The organism is Ureibacillus massiliensis 4400831 = CIP 108448 = CCUG 49529 (assembly GCF_000772965.1).
Lineage (GTDB): Bacteria > Bacillota > Bacilli > Bacillales_A > Planococcaceae > Ureibacillus > Ureibacillus massiliensis.
In genome coordinates this window covers 1-16,215 of record NZ_JPVQ01000028.1, presented here as the reverse complement: position 1 = coordinate 16,215, position 16,215 = coordinate 1, and the positions used below count along the sequence as shown (strand labels likewise).

At 34.5% G+C, this 16,215-nt stretch carries 15 protein-coding genes; 3 read left to right on the top strand and 12 right to left on the bottom strand.

Translation table 11 applies throughout. From position 1 onward, the window contains the following. Window positions 1-11: 11 nt before the first annotated feature. From CD30_RS13500 to CD30_RS13490, 3 genes are read right to left on the bottom strand one after another with little or no spacing between them, the layout of a single operon-like run. Window positions 12-1,220 (bottom strand): cystathionine gamma-synthase family protein, encoded by a 1,209-nt coding sequence (locus CD30_RS13500; RefSeq protein WP_036177897.1) that lies wholly within the window; start codon window positions 1,218-1,220, stop codon window positions 12-14. Between the two features lie 25 nt (window positions 1,221-1,245). Continuing rightward, window positions 1,246-2,208 carry a cyclodeaminase gene (locus CD30_RS13495; RefSeq protein WP_036177896.1) on the bottom strand — a complete coding sequence of 321 codons (963 nt, stop codon included), beginning with the start codon at window positions 2,206-2,208 and terminating at the stop codon, window positions 1,246-1,248. 14 nt (window positions 2,209-2,222) lie between these two features. After that, on the bottom strand, window positions 2,223-3,410 hold the full coding sequence (locus CD30_RS13490; RefSeq protein ID WP_036177895.1) for a M24 family metallopeptidase: 1,188 nt from the start codon (window positions 3,408-3,410) through the stop codon (window positions 2,223-2,225). A 228-nt stretch (window positions 3,411-3,638) separates the two neighbouring features. Between CD30_RS13490 and eutB the strand changes: the two genes are divergently transcribed. Together eutB and CD30_RS13480 are read left to right on the top strand one after the other, a co-directional pair. Further along, the gene (eutB, locus tag CD30_RS13485) at window positions 3,639-4,646 is read left to right on the top strand and encodes a hydroxyectoine utilization dehydratase EutB (RefSeq protein ID WP_235802066.1); all 1,008 of its coding nucleotides are present in this window, start codon (window positions 3,639-3,641) and stop codon (window positions 4,644-4,646) included. Between the two features lie 48 nt (window positions 4,647-4,694). Then, on the top strand, window positions 4,695-6,308 hold the full coding sequence (locus CD30_RS13480; protein WP_036177894.1) for a PucR family transcriptional regulator: 1,614 nt from the start codon (window positions 4,695-4,697) through the stop codon (window positions 6,306-6,308). Between the two features lie 92 nt (window positions 6,309-6,400). On the opposite strand, the gene CD30_RS13475 is transcribed toward CD30_RS13480, so the two are convergent. From CD30_RS13475 to CD30_RS13450, 6 genes are all read right to left on the bottom strand, one after another. After that, window positions 6,401-7,618, bottom strand: a complete 1,218-nt coding sequence (locus CD30_RS13475) for a branched-chain amino acid ABC transporter substrate-binding protein (RefSeq protein WP_036177893.1) — start codon at window positions 7,616-7,618, stop codon at window positions 6,401-6,403. Between the two features lie 310 nt (window positions 7,619-7,928). Continuing rightward, window positions 7,929-8,636: an ABC transporter ATP-binding protein gene (locus CD30_RS13470; RefSeq protein ID WP_036177892.1), complete on the bottom strand. Its 708-nt coding sequence runs from the start codon at window positions 8,634-8,636 to the stop codon at window positions 7,929-7,931. 6 nt (window positions 8,637-8,642) lie between these two features. Beyond that, window positions 8,643-9,428, bottom strand: a complete 786-nt coding sequence (locus tag CD30_RS13465; RefSeq protein ID WP_036177890.1) for an ABC transporter ATP-binding protein — start codon at window positions 9,426-9,428, stop codon at window positions 8,643-8,645. Window positions 9,429-9,440: 12 nt separating this feature from the next. Beyond that, the gene (locus tag CD30_RS13460; protein ID WP_036177940.1) at window positions 9,441-10,733 is read right to left on the bottom strand and encodes a branched-chain amino acid ABC transporter permease; all 1,293 of its coding nucleotides are present in this window, start codon (window positions 10,731-10,733) and stop codon (window positions 9,441-9,443) included. Between the two features lie 9 nt (window positions 10,734-10,742). Then, complete coding sequence (locus tag CD30_RS13455; RefSeq protein WP_036177888.1) at window positions 10,743-11,732, bottom strand: branched-chain amino acid ABC transporter permease; 990 nt, start codon at window positions 11,730-11,732, stop codon at window positions 10,743-10,745. Between the two features lie 245 nt (window positions 11,733-11,977). Then, a complete protein-coding gene (locus tag CD30_RS13450; protein WP_036177886.1) occupies window positions 11,978-13,207 on the bottom strand; it encodes a branched-chain amino acid ABC transporter substrate-binding protein in 1,230 nt (409 codons plus the stop codon). 309 nt (window positions 13,208-13,516) lie between these two features. On the opposite strand from CD30_RS13450, the gene CD30_RS13445 reads away from it, so the two are divergent. Beyond that, window positions 13,517-13,837: a MerR family transcriptional regulator gene (locus CD30_RS13445; RefSeq protein WP_036177884.1), complete on the top strand. Its 321-nt coding sequence runs from the start codon at window positions 13,517-13,519 to the stop codon at window positions 13,835-13,837. A 96-nt stretch (window positions 13,838-13,933) separates the two neighbouring features. Here the strand turns inward: CD30_RS13445 and CD30_RS13440 are convergent, their stop codons facing one another. The 3 genes from CD30_RS13440 to CD30_RS13430 all read right to left on the bottom strand — a co-directional run bounded on the left by CD30_RS13440 (window position 13,934) and on the right by CD30_RS13430 (window position 16,095). Beyond that, entirely contained in the window at window positions 13,934-14,704 is a 771-nt protein-coding gene (locus CD30_RS13440) for an ABC transporter ATP-binding protein (protein ID WP_036177883.1), read from the bottom strand. Window positions 14,705-14,863: 159 nt separating this feature from the next. Continuing rightward, complete coding sequence (gene lepB, locus CD30_RS13435) at window positions 14,864-15,418, bottom strand: signal peptidase I (protein WP_036177882.1); 555 nt, start codon at window positions 15,416-15,418, stop codon at window positions 14,864-14,866. Window positions 15,419-15,513: 95 nt separating this feature from the next. Next, window positions 15,514-16,095, bottom strand: a complete 582-nt coding sequence (locus CD30_RS13430) for a GNAT family N-acetyltransferase (RefSeq protein WP_036177881.1) — start codon at window positions 16,093-16,095, stop codon at window positions 15,514-15,516. Between the last annotated feature and the right edge of the window lie 120 nt (window positions 16,096-16,215).

Genomic DNA, 16,215 nt, shown 5'->3' with positions numbered 1-16,215 from the left:
TGCACACCTTCTTACTCGCCGATTGCTACTGCACTATCTTTTAAAATGGCAAATGCTTGTTCAAGATCTTGGATAAGATCCTCAGTATCTTCAATACCTGCTGAAAGTCGAACTAAACCTTCAGGAATTCCCATTGCCGCTCTTTCCTCAGGGGTACTTTCTACATGGCTCGTTGTTCTAGCTGGACCATAAGTTGTTTCAACTGCCCCTAAGTTCGCCGCGCGATTTGCATATTTCAATTGTGGCAATAAAATTCTCACAGCATCCATGCCACCCTTTAAAGAGAAACTTAACATACCACCAAAGCCTCTCATTTGTTTTTTCGCAATGTCATGGTTAACATGGGATTCTAAACCTGGATAATAAACGCCTTCCACTAATTCTTGCTGCTCTAAAAATTTTGCAATAGCTAGTGCATTTTTTTCTTGTTGTCTAACACGTAACTTTAAAGTTTTCATACCTCTTAATAAAAGATAAGCTGCCCAAGGATCAAGTGTTGCTCCATTGATTTCGCGGTAGTGGTAAATTTGTTCAACTAACTCCTTCGATCCACAAACAACACCACCTAAAGCATCAGCATGGCCACCAAGGAATTTCGTAGCGCTGTGTAAAACAAGATCTGCACCTAATGCTAATGGATTTTGGTTGATTGGGGTTGCAAATGTATTATCAACAACGACAAGCGCTCCAACTTCCTTCCCTTTTTTCGCCATCAATTCAATATCAGTAATCTTTACCGTTGGGTTAGTAGGGGTTTCTAAATATAGAATTTTACAACCTTTTTCAATTTCTTTCGCAATTGCTTCATGATTTCCTGTTTCACAAAGGGCTACCTCTATCCCCATTTTTGGCAGAAATTCAATGAAGATTTTATTCGTTCCACCGTAAGTATCTTTAATAGAAACAATTCTATCTCCAGGCTGTAAAAATGTGTAAAGTGTATTGCTGATGGCAGCCATTCCTGTTGAAAAACTTGTGGCTGCTTCTGCCCCTTCAAGTGCTTTTACTTTATTCTCAAAAGCTTGCACTGTTGGGTTTGTATTTCTGCCATAAATATGGCCTTGCTTTTTACCAACCGCCACGTCATACCATTCGTCCATATCGTCATAGGAATAAGCTACACTTACTATGACAGGTACTTGTGATGCACCATGTACTAGCACTTCCTTTTCTCCTGCCCAAACTGCTTGTGTACCTACATTAACTTTTTCTTCTTTCATGTCTATACCTCCGCTTTACTTGAAGTTATTTGTTTATTAATTGATTGTAAGCAAACCTTGCAATCACTGTATCTTGAACACCTGTGCCTGTTAAGTCACATATTGTTATTTGCCTTTCATCTATCCGCCCTGTTTTTATACCGGAAATTATTTCGCCAATTTCCAATATGTTTTCGTTATGTTGAGTAATGATTTGGCTTTCAAGAGCGTGATGTAATTCGCCTAATCTAAAACATTGTGATTTAACATCACATGCGATGATATCTGCCTTCTCAAAGATTAGGGGTTCTAGCTCCTGCTTATGCTCTGCATCTGATCCCATCGCTGTAATATGTAAGCCTGGGTGGAGCCAATCCGCCTTAATTAAAGGGGTTATAGAAGGGGTTGTTGTGACAACAATTTCGCTTTCTTTCACTAATTCTTCTACATTTTTTGCGATTACAACTTTTACCCCTAATGTTGATTCCATTTCAAGAGCATATTTTTTTGCCGATTCTTCATTTCTACCGTAAACAGTTAACTGTTTAAAATCTCTTACATGGGATAAGGCTTCAATTTGGTAACGAGCCTGTGTTCCTGTACCAATTACTCCAACTCGATCAACCTTTGATTTTGCTAAATATTTGGAAGCAATTGCCCCTGCAGCTGCAGTCCTAACATCAGTTAAATAGCCGTTATCTAGCAAAATACTTTCTGTTAAACCAGTTTTCGTTTGAAATAAAATCATCATACCGCTTAAGCTAGGTAATCCTATTAATGAGTTATTAAAGAAACCGGATGATATTTTTATTGCAAAGGTATCTAAACCTTTTATATACGCCGTTTTAACATCGATTTCTCCATTATGCTCAGGGATGTCGATTCTCATAATCGGCGGTAGTGTTACAATGCCTTTTGCCAGTGCGGTAAATCCTTCCTCTACTATTTCAATAGCTGTTGGATTTACTTTTACAAATTCTCTTATTTCATTTTCATGAAATATTTTCATAGTATTTCACCGCTTTAATAGATTTTTGTAGAATTTTTAACAAATAGTTGTCGTGGGAAGTTTGCAAATACTTCTATCCCCGTTTCCGTTACTCGGAAGGATTCACTTAGTTCTACACCATATTCATCAAGCCAAATACCAGGAATACAATGGAATGTCATATTTGGTTGTAAAACTGTTTTATCTCCGGGACGTAAGCTTGCAGTGTGTTCGCCCCAATCTGGAGGATAGTTTAAGCCCATTGAGTAACCGATACGAGATTCCTTTTCAAATCCACTTTTTGCAATACTTTTTCTCCATACCGCTTCTACTTCTTCACAAGTAATCCCCGGTTTAACAGAGCTCAATGTTTCGTTAAGACCTTCAATCACAACATCTGCTAAATATTTAATTTTTGGATCTGGTTCTCCAATAAATACTGTTCGAGATAATGGAGAATGGTAGCGGTGATAGCATCCTGCTAATTCTAAAATGACAGGTATACCGGATTTATATTTTTCATCTGTCCATGTTAGATGAGGTGTTGATGTTCTTTCACCTGATGGTAGTAAAGGCATAATTGCAGGATAGTCACCACCAAATTCAACTGTCCCGCTAATTTGGGCATGCATAATTTTTGCCACAACGTCACATTCTCTTACACCTTCTTCGATTGCATCAATACCAGTTTGCATTGCATTTTCTACGATTCTTGCAGCTCTTCTTATATATTCAATTTCTTTATCAGATTTAATAATGCGAACGTAATTTACAAGAGAAGTTGCATCTACAAAGGTACTTTGTGGCAATCCAAGCTGTAACTGAGTAAAACATTTTGCAGTAAAGTAGTAAGTATCCATTTCTAAACCGACTGTTCCATTTGTTTGGCCTAATTCTTTTAAGATGTCGCAAACAAAGTCCATTGGGTGTCTTTCAGTTGATTGAACATAAATATCTGGGTATGGGATAATATGATTTTCTCCTAGGTAAGTTGTTACCTTTGCGCCATTTGCATCTTGATTACGACCAATCCAAAATGGTTCTTCTTCATCTAGAAGCACGATTAAACATTGATGAACGTAAAATGACCATCCATCATAGCCAGTTAAATAATTCATATTCGCAGGGTCTGTGACAAGTAATATATCTAGTCCTTTTTCTTGCATTTTTTCTTTCGTTTTTCTCAATCGTTCTTTATACTCAGATAACTCAAAAATCTCCATATACTTACCTCCCTTGTTATGAATAATCACTAACAATTGTTATGATTAGTTACAAAGTATTATATTGTCTGATAAGTACTCTAAACAATCTGTCAATTTGTATGAAATTATTAGACAATTTTAAAAATTGATAAATAAGATAATCAAATCTTAAAATATTCTAAATATTGAATAGAATTTGTGTTAGAATAAATTACACAATTTAAGAATGAAAGGGGCAAAATCTAAGTGGTTCAAATTCCAAGTGTGCAACAGGTTCATAATCAAACGATTACTTTACAAGATGTATGGAAAGCAAAAAGTACAATTTCAGCGATCATTCACAAAACTCCTCTAATCTATTCAAAAGCTCTATCAGAAAAAGCAGGAGCTGAAATTTATTTAAAATATGAACATATTCATGATAGCGGAGCATTTAAAATGCGGGGGGCCGTAAATGCCATTTATCAATTAACGGAAGAGCAAAAGAAACATGGTGTTACTACCTTCTCAACAGGAAATCATGGATTTGCAGTAGCTCTTGCTGCAAAAAAACTCGGTATACGAGCGGTCATTTGTGTATCAAAACACGTACCACAGGCGAAATTTGAAAAAATTAAGGGCTTAGGTGCGGAATTAGAAATCTACGGCGATGGACAAGATGATGCTGAACAACGTTGCTATGAACTACAAAAAGAGCAAGGTCTAACCCTCATCCCACCCTTTGATCACCCTTCTGTTATTTCGGGACAGGGTACAATTGCGCTAGAAATATTAGAAGACTTACCCTCAGTTCATAGTGTGATTGGTGGACTTTCAGGTGGAGGACTTCTTTCAGGAGTAGGTTTAGTTATGAAAAATACTAATCCTTCTATCCAAGTGTTTGGTGTCAGCATGGAAAAGGGTGCTGCAATGTACGAAAGTCTTAAAGCAGGAAAACCTGTAGTAGTTTCGGAACATGAAACACTAGCTGATAGTTTACTAGGAGGCATTGGTGACGAAAATAAATATACATTTAGTATGGTAAACCAATATGTTGATCAATCGGTATTAGTAAACGAAGAAACCATAAAAAAAGGAATGGCTTATTTATATAAAGAACATAAAATTGTCGTAGAAGGCGCTGCAGCAGTGGGAATTGGAGCAATAATCGATAACATTATTTCATTAAAAGAAAATACGAAAAACGTAGTGATCATAAGCGGAAATAATGTCGATCTTACTTCTCATCTTAATGCAATAAAAGCATATATATAAATATAGAGAATTTAATAGATTTTCTTCTATTTTAAGGGGTGAAATAACATGCAATTTACTGTTAAAAACGTGCTAGCAATTCCATTATTACAATCTGCAAAACTTCTATCAGGTGAAAAGATTATCAGTTCTCAAATTATTAAATCAGTATCTGTAATGGAAATCCCTGTCGAAAACTTCGTAGGAAAAAACGAATTCGTTTTAACTACTGCTATTGGATGTGGAAATAATACAGAGCTATTTCTTTCGTATGTAAGAGAGGTTTTCGAATCTGGAGCTGCCGCAATGGGAATTGCTGTAGGAAGACATGTTCAATACGTCCCCGAAGAAATTATTGAGTTTTGTAATAATCACCATTTTCCTCTTATTGAACTTCCATGGGAATTACGATTTTCCGAAATTTTAAAGACCGTATTGGAGCAAATAAATAAATGGGAACAAACTTCCCTTTTAAAGGCAGACTCCATTCAGCGTGAGTTACTAAAGCTTTTTTTAGATCACGAATCCGTTGACTATGTTCTTAAATATTTATCAAAGGACTTTCAAATGAATGTTGAACTAAAACGAGAACGTGATTGTACAGAACCAAATCTATTAGGACAGATAGATTTAGATACAGAAGAACCCACTATTATTCGTCATGAAAATGGTACTTTTACTCAAATTGTTCCTATTAAATTATCAGGGAAAGATACTTACTTTTTACTATTAAAATCAAAAAAACTAAACGCACAACCTATTCCATGGCTCGTTTTAAATCAAGTGGTGACGATATTAACTTTATGGATTCAAAAAGAAATTACACTAGCTGATAATAAACAAAAGGAAATTGATGATTATTTAAAGGACTTAACGAATGGCAATTGGATAAATAAAGAAAAATTCATCGATGAGGGAAAAAAACTGGGGTTTATTGTTGATGTACCTTATGTTTGTATTGTTGGTCAGCCTGAAAAATTAGATGAATATTACTCCTCGCAGAAAAAGAATACCGCAGCGATCGAAAAGGAATTTAAACATGAGTTTACGATGATCATTAACGAATTAAAAAATAAAGTGAATAAGCAAATCATTCTAACATTTCATCGTGAAGTAATTGTGATATTTCTAGAATGCAGTTTAGAAAAAGTAAACCATGAAGTAAATGACTTTTTAGATTTATTAAATTGTTATGTTGAAGAAAAGAAGATACCTGTTATTTCTTGGGGGATTGGTGAAAATCATGCAGGAGTTATGACATTTCACTATAGTTATAAAAATGCAAGAACAGCACTTGAAGTTGGTAGAAGTCATAAAGGTACAGGTTCTCGAAGTACATTTGCAAGTACAGGCATTTACCAATTGCTTATTTCCTTACAAAATAACACATTTTCAACAGAATTAATGCATTCAACGATTGGTTCTATTGCTTCCTATGATAAAAACAACGGACTCGATCTTTTAAGAACATTATCTTCTTATATTTATCACCAAGGGAATGTAAGCCAAACTGCCAGAGCTTTATCACTTCATCGACAATCACTTTTATATCGTTTAAGAAAAATAGAGGCATTAACCAATCGCTCTTTAAGTGACCCAGATGATATCTTCTTATTACAATTTTGTTTAAAGCTTTGGGAAGTAAGATTTGAAAATAGTGAGCCATATATCATTGCAAAGTAACAGTTTAAAAGTATAGGTCATTATGAACTACCCCGTAAAAATTAGATTAGTGTCTAACTCTTACGGGGTAGTTCACAACACCCTTACTTTTATTATTGGTGGACTTCCCCTACTTGAACCGGAAGATAGGAAGCCTGATCGAATCGATAAATAAATACTTTTGCGTTAATATTATCGCCATTGTCATCAAAAGTAACAGTCGTTAATGCCCCTTCATAATCTTTTATACCACGAACTGCTGTAACAACATCTGCTTTTGATGGAAGTTTACCATCATTTGTTTTAATGGCATCTTCCAAACCTTGTAAAAGTACACCCATGGAATCGTAACCGTATATGGAGAAGTAATTCTGCTCTTTATCAAATTTTGTTTTATATTCTTCAGCGAATTTTTTTCCTGCTTCTGTCGCATTACTATCTCCAGCAATGGAAGTAAAATAAGTGTTTATAACAGCTTCGCCAGCAATATCTACTAACCCGGAAGAGTTCAAACCATCCCCACCCATAAATGGTACATCGATGCCATTCTCTCGAGCTTGTTTGACCAATATTCCACCTTCAGAATAAAGACCACCGAAAAATACTAAATCAGGTGCAGCTGATTTCACTTTACTTATCACATCGTTGAAATCCTTATCTCCAACTGTAATTGAATCTTCTCCAACAATTTCAGCCCCTAAATCTTTTGCAGCCTGAATAAATGCCTCGCTCAAACCTGTACCATATGAAGTTTTATCATGAATCACAAAGATTTTCTTCGCACCTAATTCTTTCACAGCAAATTGTGCACCAGCTGGGCCTTGGAAGTTTTCATGTGCAACAATCCGGTTCACTGTTTTTAAACCTCGATCCGTTATTTCATTAGCAGTATTTGCGGGAGATACCATTACTATATTATATTTTTCGTAAACCTCAGATGCTGGAATGGCGACCGCTGAGTTATAGTGACCAATCACTCCATAAATCGATCTATCCTCACTTATTAAGTTCGCATTGGAAACGCCTTTTTTTGGATCCCCTTGATCATCGTAAGGTACAAGCTGTAACGAAAAACCCAATTCTTCAAATTTAGCCTGTTCCTCTTCTAATTTCATTTGTGCACCTAACTTAATAGCTTCACCAATATTGGCTGAACCACCAGATAACGGCGATTGTGTTGCAATTTTAATAGTCGTTTTGCTATCTGTAGTCTCGGCTCCATCACTTGTTTGTGGTTTAATTATTGAAGATGTACTTGATGAACAAGCAAACAATGTTCCAACAACTAAAAAACATGCAAGAAGTGCACCTATAAATTTTTTGAAATCCATTTTATACTCCCCTTTAAATTACCTTTCTTATTGAGCATCTGTATTTTCTTCTTTATAGTTTGAGGTATTTTATTAGGATTGATTTCTATCATTCTCTTGTTAGTTTTTAATAATATTTTAATGACTAAGTATATCATTTAGTTCAAATACTTTTATATATGATAAAAGTTAACAATTAATACAATTCAATATTCATTAATGAACAATATGTTATTAGTTTTATAACCTTTAAGCTCGATAACTATCTATAAACCAGCAACCAAAATAAAAACGACTACAGATTTTTAAAATCAAGTAGTCGTTTTTATTTTTATGCTAAGTATGCTTCTTTAATTTGTTCATTTTCAATTAAATCCGTACCTTTACCTGATAAAACAATTTCTCCATTTTGAATAACATATCCTCTATGAGCAATACTTAATGCTTGGTAAGCATTTTGTTCGATAAGAAGGACTGTTATCCCCATCGAATTTAGCTGTAGGATAATTTCAAAGATTTGTTCTACAATGATAGGAGCCAGTCCCATTGATGGTTCGTCTAGCATTAATACTTCAGGATTCATCATTAACGCTCGTCCAATGGCAAGCATCTGCTGCTCCCCACCACTCATTGTTCCACCTTTTTGGTTTAGTCTTTCTTTTAATTTAGGAAAATAGTTAAATACCATTTCCATACGTTCTTGAATTACATCTTTCCCTTTTACCGAATAGGCACCCATAATTAAATTTTCTTTAACTGTTAGTTGAGAGAAAATTCTACGTCCTTCTGGTACATGGGATAAACCTAAAAGCGTTGTTTCATGAGGCGGTTTATTTGTAATATCTTTTTCTTTATAAATGATCGATCCTTTTTTTACCTTTGCTAGTCCACTGATTGATTTTAACGTTGTTGATTTCCCTGCACCATTGCTTCCTATTAAAGTAACAATTTCACCCTGCTCTACTTCAAGACTAATTCCTCTAAGAGCTTGAATTGCACCATAATATGTCTCTATATTTTTTAATTCAAGTATTGGCATCTTCAATCACTCCTTTTGTCCAATTTGTACAGCAGCAGAACCTAAATATGCTTCGATTACTTTAGGATTTGAACGGATTTCCTCTGCGTTTCCTTCTGCAATTTTTTCACCGTGGTCGAGTACATAAATATGTTCAGAAATTTCCATAACAAGTTTCATATCATGTTCAATTAATAAAACTGAAACATTAAATTCTTCGCCCATCTTTTTAATAATACTAGTTAATTCTGCTGTTTCTTTTGGATTCATCCCAGCAGCTGGTTCATCTAATAAGATTAATTTTGGCTTTGTAGCTAATGCACGGGCAATTTCTAATTTTCGTTGTGCTCCATAGCTTAAATTTTTCGCTTTTTCATTTAATAATTTTGCTAGGTCGAAGTATTCTAGAAGTCGATATGCTTCCTGTTCAGCATCTAATTCTTCCTTTTTTGTACTAGGTAAATTGAAGAGAATTCCTAGCAATCCAGTATTTAAATGATTATGCATTCCAACTAATACATTTTCTATGACAGACATTTCTCCAAAGAGACGAATGTTTTGGAATGTTCTTGATATCCCTTTTTTTGCAACAACATCGGGTTTTAAACCGACGATTGATTCACCCTCTAATAAAATATCACCTGAAGTTGGTTTATAAACGCCTGTTACCATGTTAAAGAATGTTGTTTTCCCTGCACCATTTGGTCCAATAACCGCGGTAATTGAACCTTCATTTACAGTCATCGAAATATCTTTATTGGCAACGAGTCCACCAAACTCCTTTGTTAAATTCGTTACTTCTAATATTGGCATATACATTCCCTCCTAAATCTGCACCTTTTCTTTTTCTACTGCAGCTGATTCTTTTTCTTTCAATATCAGCGCACCATCTTTTTTCAATTTCTGCTCATCAAATTTCTTATTTTTAGCAGGAATTAATCCAATAGGTCTGTATAATGCAAATAGTACAAGAAGTAAACCGAACAATAATTTTTGCATTTTTGCAGGTGAAAGCGCATCAGGAATAGAGATGACTCCGCTTAAGCTAAGTTGATTCACCCAGTTAGTTAACTCAGTAAGTACCTGTAAGTTTAATATTGTAACTAGGGCGGCACCCAAAATTACACCTGGCACACTACCCATACCACCAAGCACAACCATCACTAGTATGGTAAATGATTCCATCAAAGTGAAACTTGTTGGATCGATAAATGCTTGCTTAGCGGCAAATACTACACCCATCATCCCTGAAAAGGAAGCACCTAATGCAAAGGCCATTAATTTCGTCTTAACTAAGGGAATACCCATCGCCTGTGCTGCGATTTCATTTTCACGTACCGCCTTCCACGAACGTCCAAGCTTTGAATGTTCAAAACGGATTACAGCAAAAATCGTAAATGCTAAAATGATCAGCGTTACGAAGTAGTATTGATTTGGAAAAACTAAGTCCATCCCAAATAGTCTTGGAGGTGTTACAGATGAGATACCCATTGCCCCATTTGTTAAGTTGATTGGTCTATCCGCATTGTTAAACACAATTCGTATAATTTCACCGAAACCTAGTGTAACAATTGCTAAATAGTCTCCTTTTACTCGTAATACAGGTACACCAATCAGTACTCCAGCAATGGCAGCAAGAATACCACCGATAATTAAGAAAATCCAGAAAGATTCCCCACCAAGAGGATATTCACCGAATGGCATAAAGTTTGAAGCCTGTGGTGTTGCAAATATAGCATACGAATAAGCACCAACAGCAAAGAATGCAACGAAGCCTAAATCTAGCAATCCTGCCATACCAACTACGATGTTAAGTCCCAATGCCATAGAAACGTAAATTCCTACCATTGTGGCAACTTCCATGTAATTTTGGAATGCTGGACCGCCGCTTGATGCAAATGGAATTAAAAAGAATAATATTCCCCCACCAACGATCCACTTTGTTACATTTTTTAGTTTCATATAATATAGGACTAATAAAGATGCCAATAATAATAAAAAGGCTATTACTGATTTTTGGGATAAATATAATGCAGCTGATGTAATAACAACAAATAATGTAAATAAAATAACTTGTGACCATTTATGTTGTAAAAATAAGTTTAATTTTTCTTTCATTTCAGTCACCTACACTTTCTCCGCAGTCGGTTTGCCTAATAATCCTTCTGGTTTAAAGATTAATACAATGATTAAAATAGCAAACGCGAATACGTCTTTATATTCTGCACCAAGGATTCCACCTGTTAGAGTTGTTAAATTGGCAGCAGCAAACATCTCCATTAAGCCTAGCAATAAACCACCAATCATTGCACCACGGATATTACCAATTCCACCTAATACCGCAGCAATAAATGCTTTTAATCCTAGGATAAATCCAATATACGGGTCAATTGTTCCATATTGCATAGCAAAAAGAACACCTGTTGCGCCACCTAACGCAGAACCAACAAAAAATGTAGTAGAAATTACTTTATTCACATTAATTGACATTAAAGATGCAGTTTCACGATCTAAGGAAACTGCTCTGATTGCTGTTCCCCATTTAGTACGATTAACGAAGAAATCTAATGCAACCATCATTAAAATTGCTGTAACAATCATAATAATAAATGAAATTTTGAAACTAGCATCGTTAAACAAACTACTTATAGATGAGAAACCAATCGTCACCTGACCTGTAAATAATGAAGGTCCTGTTAAAATATAAGTACCACCGTTCATCATTTCAGCTATAAATCGAACAACATCCTGTAAAATAAATGAAATACCAATCGCAGTAATTAATGGGATAAGTCGAGGCGTATTTCGTAGAGGTCTATAAGCAACCCTTTCGATTCCAACCCCTAATAGTCCAACTAAACCTGCTGATATTAAAAGTACAACGATAAATACGATTAACTGCGGGATTGCACTTGTCCAACTCATACCCATAATTAAAATAAATAATGCAGTTCCGATATATGCACCCGTCATAAAGATTTCACCGTGTGCAAAGTTGATTAACTGTAAAATACCATAAACCATCGTGTAACCAAGGGCTACTACGGCATAAACAGCACCAAGAGCAAGTCCATCAATTAAAACCTGAGGCAAACTAATTAACATATCTTGAAGCATACTTAACCCTCCCTAAACTCAACTTTCCATAATAGCATTTATATCTCTATTTATTTCCTTCATATTATAATCACTTAAACTAGTTCATTAATTTATTTTGCAAGTAATTTAAAAAGGTAAATATAAAATTTAATTATTCGAGAGAAAACTAAAGTCAATTTCATATCACTATTAATTTATGTATAGAAAAAGTGTTGAGAAAAATAGGAACGATCTCAACACCCTTTCTACATTTTAATTAACTATTATTGACTTACTTCCCCAACTTGTACTGGAGGATAAGCAGCTTCTGCGAATTCGTAAATGAATACTTTTGCGTTTACGTTATCGCCTTTTTCATCAAATGATACTGTAGTTAACGCACCTTCAAAGTTTTGAATAGCACGAACAGCGGCTGCTACATCCGCTTTAGAAGGAAGTTCTCCTCCATTATCAGTAATCGCATTTTCTAAACCTTGTAATAATACGCCCATTGCATCATAGCCATAAACAGAGTATGATTCTGGTTCTTTATTGAAAGCAGCACGGTATGCTTCAACGAATGCTTTACCAGATTCCGATGTTTCAGAGCTACCAGCTACAGAAGTAATATAAGTACCAATGACCGAATCCCCAGCAATATCAACTAAACCAGAAGAGTCAAGTCCATCTCCACCCATGAATGGAATATCTAATCCTTTATCACGAGCTTGTTTAATTAAAATACCTGCTTCAGAATATAAACCACCAAAGTATACTAAATCAGGTTTAGCAGTTGTAATTTGGTTGATTACACCGTTAAAGTCTTTTTCACCAACTGTTACAGATCCTTCGCCTACGATTTCAGCACCTAGCTCAGCTGCAGCATCTCTAAACGCATCTGCTAACCCTACACCGTAAGCTGTTTTATCGTTGATAACAAAAATTGCCTTTGCACCTAATTCATTGACAGCAAACTCTGCACCAGCAGGACCTTGGAAGTCATCACGAGCAACAATACGGTTAACTGTACTTAATCCACGATCCGTTACGTCTGTAGCTGTTGCTGCAGGAGATACACTTACGATATTGTATTTCTCGTAAACTTCAGTAGATGGGATTTGTACACCTGAGTTTAAATGTCCCACTACACCATAGATAGCATCATCTGTACCAATAATGTTCGCGTTAGATACACCTTTTTTAGGGTCTCCTTGATCATCATACGGTTCAAGCTGAAGCGTATAGCCTAATTCTTCAAACTTCGCAATTTCTTCTTCTAATTTTAATTGAGCACCTAATTTTAATGCTTCCCCTAAAATTGCAGAGCCACCTGATAAAGGTGATTGAGTAGCGATTTTAATAACCGTATTTTCACCACTTGTTTCCGTTTCTGTTTCCGTACCTGTTGATTCTGGTTCAGTTGTAGATGATGAACCACCAGAAGAGCAAGCAGCCAATATCCCAACAGTTAAAGCACTAGATAGAAGTAAACCTACTGATTTTTTAAACTTCATAGTTAACCCCCTAATTCTATTTTTCTTTTTTTACTAGTTTTGAACTAGTTCTATTTAAGTATAATTTTGTAAATTGCAAATATCATTAATGTTGTTAGGATTTCTAACATACTTTTTTGTAATATCTTTGTAATCTAATTATTTTACGGATATTTTATGTTCATCATTAAAAAAAGTGGATTTTAATTGTTATTTTGTTAACTTTTTTTACATGAAATTAAAAATACAGTTGTTAATACATAGAAATAAATGTAAAATATTTATAGACTTTAATTTTCTGAATATTCTTAAAAGGGGAGTGTGAATGAAATGACATATAATGACGCCTCGTATAAAGATAAAAAAGTAATATCTATTGGTACAGTGAGCGAATTAACGGGATTAACCGAACGACAAATTAGGTATTATGAATCACGACAGCTTATTTTTCCTGAACGTACGAAGACAGGTTTAAGGAAATACTCCTTTCAAGATGTTGAAACTTTAATCGAAATCGCCAATCATCTTGAGGAAGGTGTTTGGACGAGCGAAATTCGGAAAGAACTAAAAAAACGCGAACAACAACTAAATAACAGTAATATTCGGACAAACCTAATTAAAGGTCAAATTAATGCACACTTTAAAATTTAATTTCTAGTCTGATAAATTCCAATAAAATTAGACAAATAAAAATGCCCATTATTGTTATGTAACCTAACAATAACGAGCATTTTTCTGTCTCTTTTTTTACTTTAATGCAATCCATGTTCTTTCATTTTCTAATTGAACCGATACTTCACGACCGATAAAATTTGATAAAGTTACTTCATTAAATACCTCTTTTGTTAACCCCTGCGTATATACTTCTCCTTTTTCTAACAATAGACTATGGGTAAAACATGGCAATACCTCTTCTACATGATGAGAAACATATATTAAGGTTGGACCATTTTCTTGGTTCGCTACTTTTTCGATAAATAGGAGCAATTCTTCTCTCGCTATAATATCCAAACCGTTACATGGCTCATCTAAAACTAAAATTTTAGGTTGCGACATTAACGCTCTCGCAATTAGTACCCTCTGTTTTTCTCCCTGGGATAATACGCCATATTCCTCATCTTCTAAATGAAGACAATTTAACATTTCCATAAGGCTTCTAGCGAAATCCACATCTTTTTGTTCAACTGCCTCATATAAACCAATCGATGCAAATTTCCCACTTAATACTATACTTAATACACTATGATTAATATGGAACTCGTGTTTTATAGACGAACTAACAATACCTATCTCTTTACGTAAATCAGGAATACTTGTTTTCCCAAATTCGTTTCCTAAAACCGTTACCTTACCTTTTGTCGGATAGACATAACCATTTATCACATTAAGTAATGTCGTTTTGCCCGACCCGTTTAAACCGAATAAACACCAATGTTCTCTCTTTTTAATCGACCAGTTAATATCTTTTAATAAATACTTTTTATTTCGGATAACAGATACCATTTCCATTTCTACCATCTTTAATCTCCCCCTAGTGCAACCTAAATTCATATTATTGTTATTATAAATGAAAAATAGTGTATAAGAGGATGAAAATTCAAAATAAATAATCAATTACTAGTTTTTTATTGCATCAAAAAACCTTCCACATAAAATGTAGAAGGTATGTAATCATCCCTACCAAAATAATTTTATACTTTGGAAGGGAAATATTCGTAGTTTTGATTCACCTAGTATTGAATCGATCGGTATAAGTCCATAATGGCGACTATCAGCACTTTTCAATCGGTTATCGCCCAATACAAAAATAAATCCTTCAGGAACTTTGTTTTCCCCAGTCAATTCTTCTAATGTAAAGTTTTCCGTAATTCGTTGCTGCATCGGCGTTTCTGTTTTGCGATTTACATATGGTTCTTCGTACTCCACACCGTTAACAATTAAAACATCTTCTTTCATTTCTACAGTATCTCCAGGTAATCCTATCACACGCTTAATGTAATATTCATCCTCATAAGGCGCTTTGAAAACTACATGATCAAAACGATCAATATTGCTAATTTTACTTACAATAATCACATCTTTATTTTCGTAGGTCGGAATCATTGATGCTCCTTTTACTACTACAGGTGAGAAAACATATTCTCGACAAACGAAAGCAATAACTATTCCAAATACGATGGCAATGACCCAAGAAAATAATTCTTTCTTAGTTGATTTTTCTTTTTCTCCCATTAAATATTCTCCTTGTTTTAACCTCGTAAATACCATTATAAATTATAATCAACAATATTTAGATAAAATTATTGCCAACTTTACGATAATTATTGTCATTTTTCTAAAAGATTTTCCAAATGAGCTTTAATCTCTTTAGTCCATTCGTCAGACGTTATACTAAACATAACCGTATGTCTACTCGTTCCGTCTTTCCTTATCATATGGTTACGTAAAACTCCTTCTTTTTTTGCACCAATTCGTTCAATAGCTTTTTGAGAACGGATATTTTCGTGATCTGTTTTAATTTGAACTCTTTGCCACCCTAGATGCTCAAAACAATAGGTTAATAATAAATATTTACAATTTGTATTGATTGACGTTCTCCAATAATCTGGGGTTAACCAAGTAAAGCCTATTTCGCCTCTTTTATGATGCTCGTTAATGTCCATTAGCTTTGTAGCACCAATAATTTTATTAGTAAATGCATCAATGATCACAAAAGGAAACTCAACACCAGCTTTTTTTAAAGTTAATGCACTCTCTACATATTTTATAACATCTTCACGATTTTTAACTGTAATAGACATATGTGTCCAGATTTCATCATAACAAGCTACTGCAAATATATCATCCACATCTTCCATTTCCATTGGTTTCAATTTCACAATTTTATTTTCCAAATAACCAGTTTCCAATTAATCACATCTTTTCTAAATAGTTTTATATTCATATTGCATAATTTACCATTAAATTCCTTATTCTACAAATAAGAAAAACCGGGCGAAAACCATGCCCGGTCCTTTTAGGTTCATTTC

Bases quoted from the DNA above. Each gene is read 5' to 3' on its own strand.
- CD30_RS13495 (WP_036177896.1), bottom strand. From the start codon at position 2,208: ATGAAAATATTTCATGAAAATGAAATAAGAGAATTTGTAAAAGTAAAT.
- lepB (WP_036177882.1), bottom strand. From the start codon at position 15,418: ATGGGAGAAAAAGAAAAATCAACTAAGAAAGAATTATTTTCTTGGGTC.
- CD30_RS13480 (WP_036177894.1), top strand. From the start codon at position 4,695: ATGCAATTTACTGTTAAAAACGTGCTAGCAATTCCATTATTACAATCT.
- CD30_RS13475 (WP_036177893.1), bottom strand. From the start codon at position 7,618: ATGGATTTCAAAAAATTTATAGGTGCACTTCTTGCATGTTTTTTAGTT.
- CD30_RS13500 (WP_036177897.1), bottom strand. From the start codon at position 1,220: ATGAAAGAAGAAAAAGTTAATGTAGGTACACAAGCAGTTTGGGCAGGA.
- CD30_RS13470 (WP_036177892.1), bottom strand. From the start codon at position 8,636: ATGCCAATACTTGAATTAAAAAATATAGAGACATATTATGGTGCAATT.
- CD30_RS13490 (WP_036177895.1), bottom strand. From the start codon at position 3,410: ATGGAGATTTTTGAGTTATCTGAGTATAAAGAACGATTGAGAAAAACG.
- CD30_RS13455 (WP_036177888.1), bottom strand. From the start codon at position 11,732: ATGCTTCAAGATATGTTAATTAGTTTGCCTCAGGTTTTAATTGATGGA.
- CD30_RS13465 (WP_036177890.1), bottom strand. From the start codon at position 9,428: ATGCCAATATTAGAAGTAACGAATTTAACAAAGGAGTTTGGTGGACTC.
- CD30_RS13445 (WP_036177884.1), top strand. From the start codon at position 13,517: ATGACATATAATGACGCCTCGTATAAAGATAAAAAAGTAATATCTATT.
- CD30_RS13450 (WP_036177886.1), bottom strand. From the start codon at position 13,207: ATGAAGTTTAAAAAATCAGTAGGTTTACTTCTATCTAGTGCTTTAACT.
- CD30_RS13440 (WP_036177883.1), bottom strand. From the start codon at position 14,704: ATGGTAGAAATGGAAATGGTATCTGTTATCCGAAATAAAAAGTATTTA.
- CD30_RS13460 (WP_036177940.1), bottom strand. From the start codon at position 10,733: ATGAAAGAAAAATTAAACTTATTTTTACAACATAAATGGTCACAAGTT.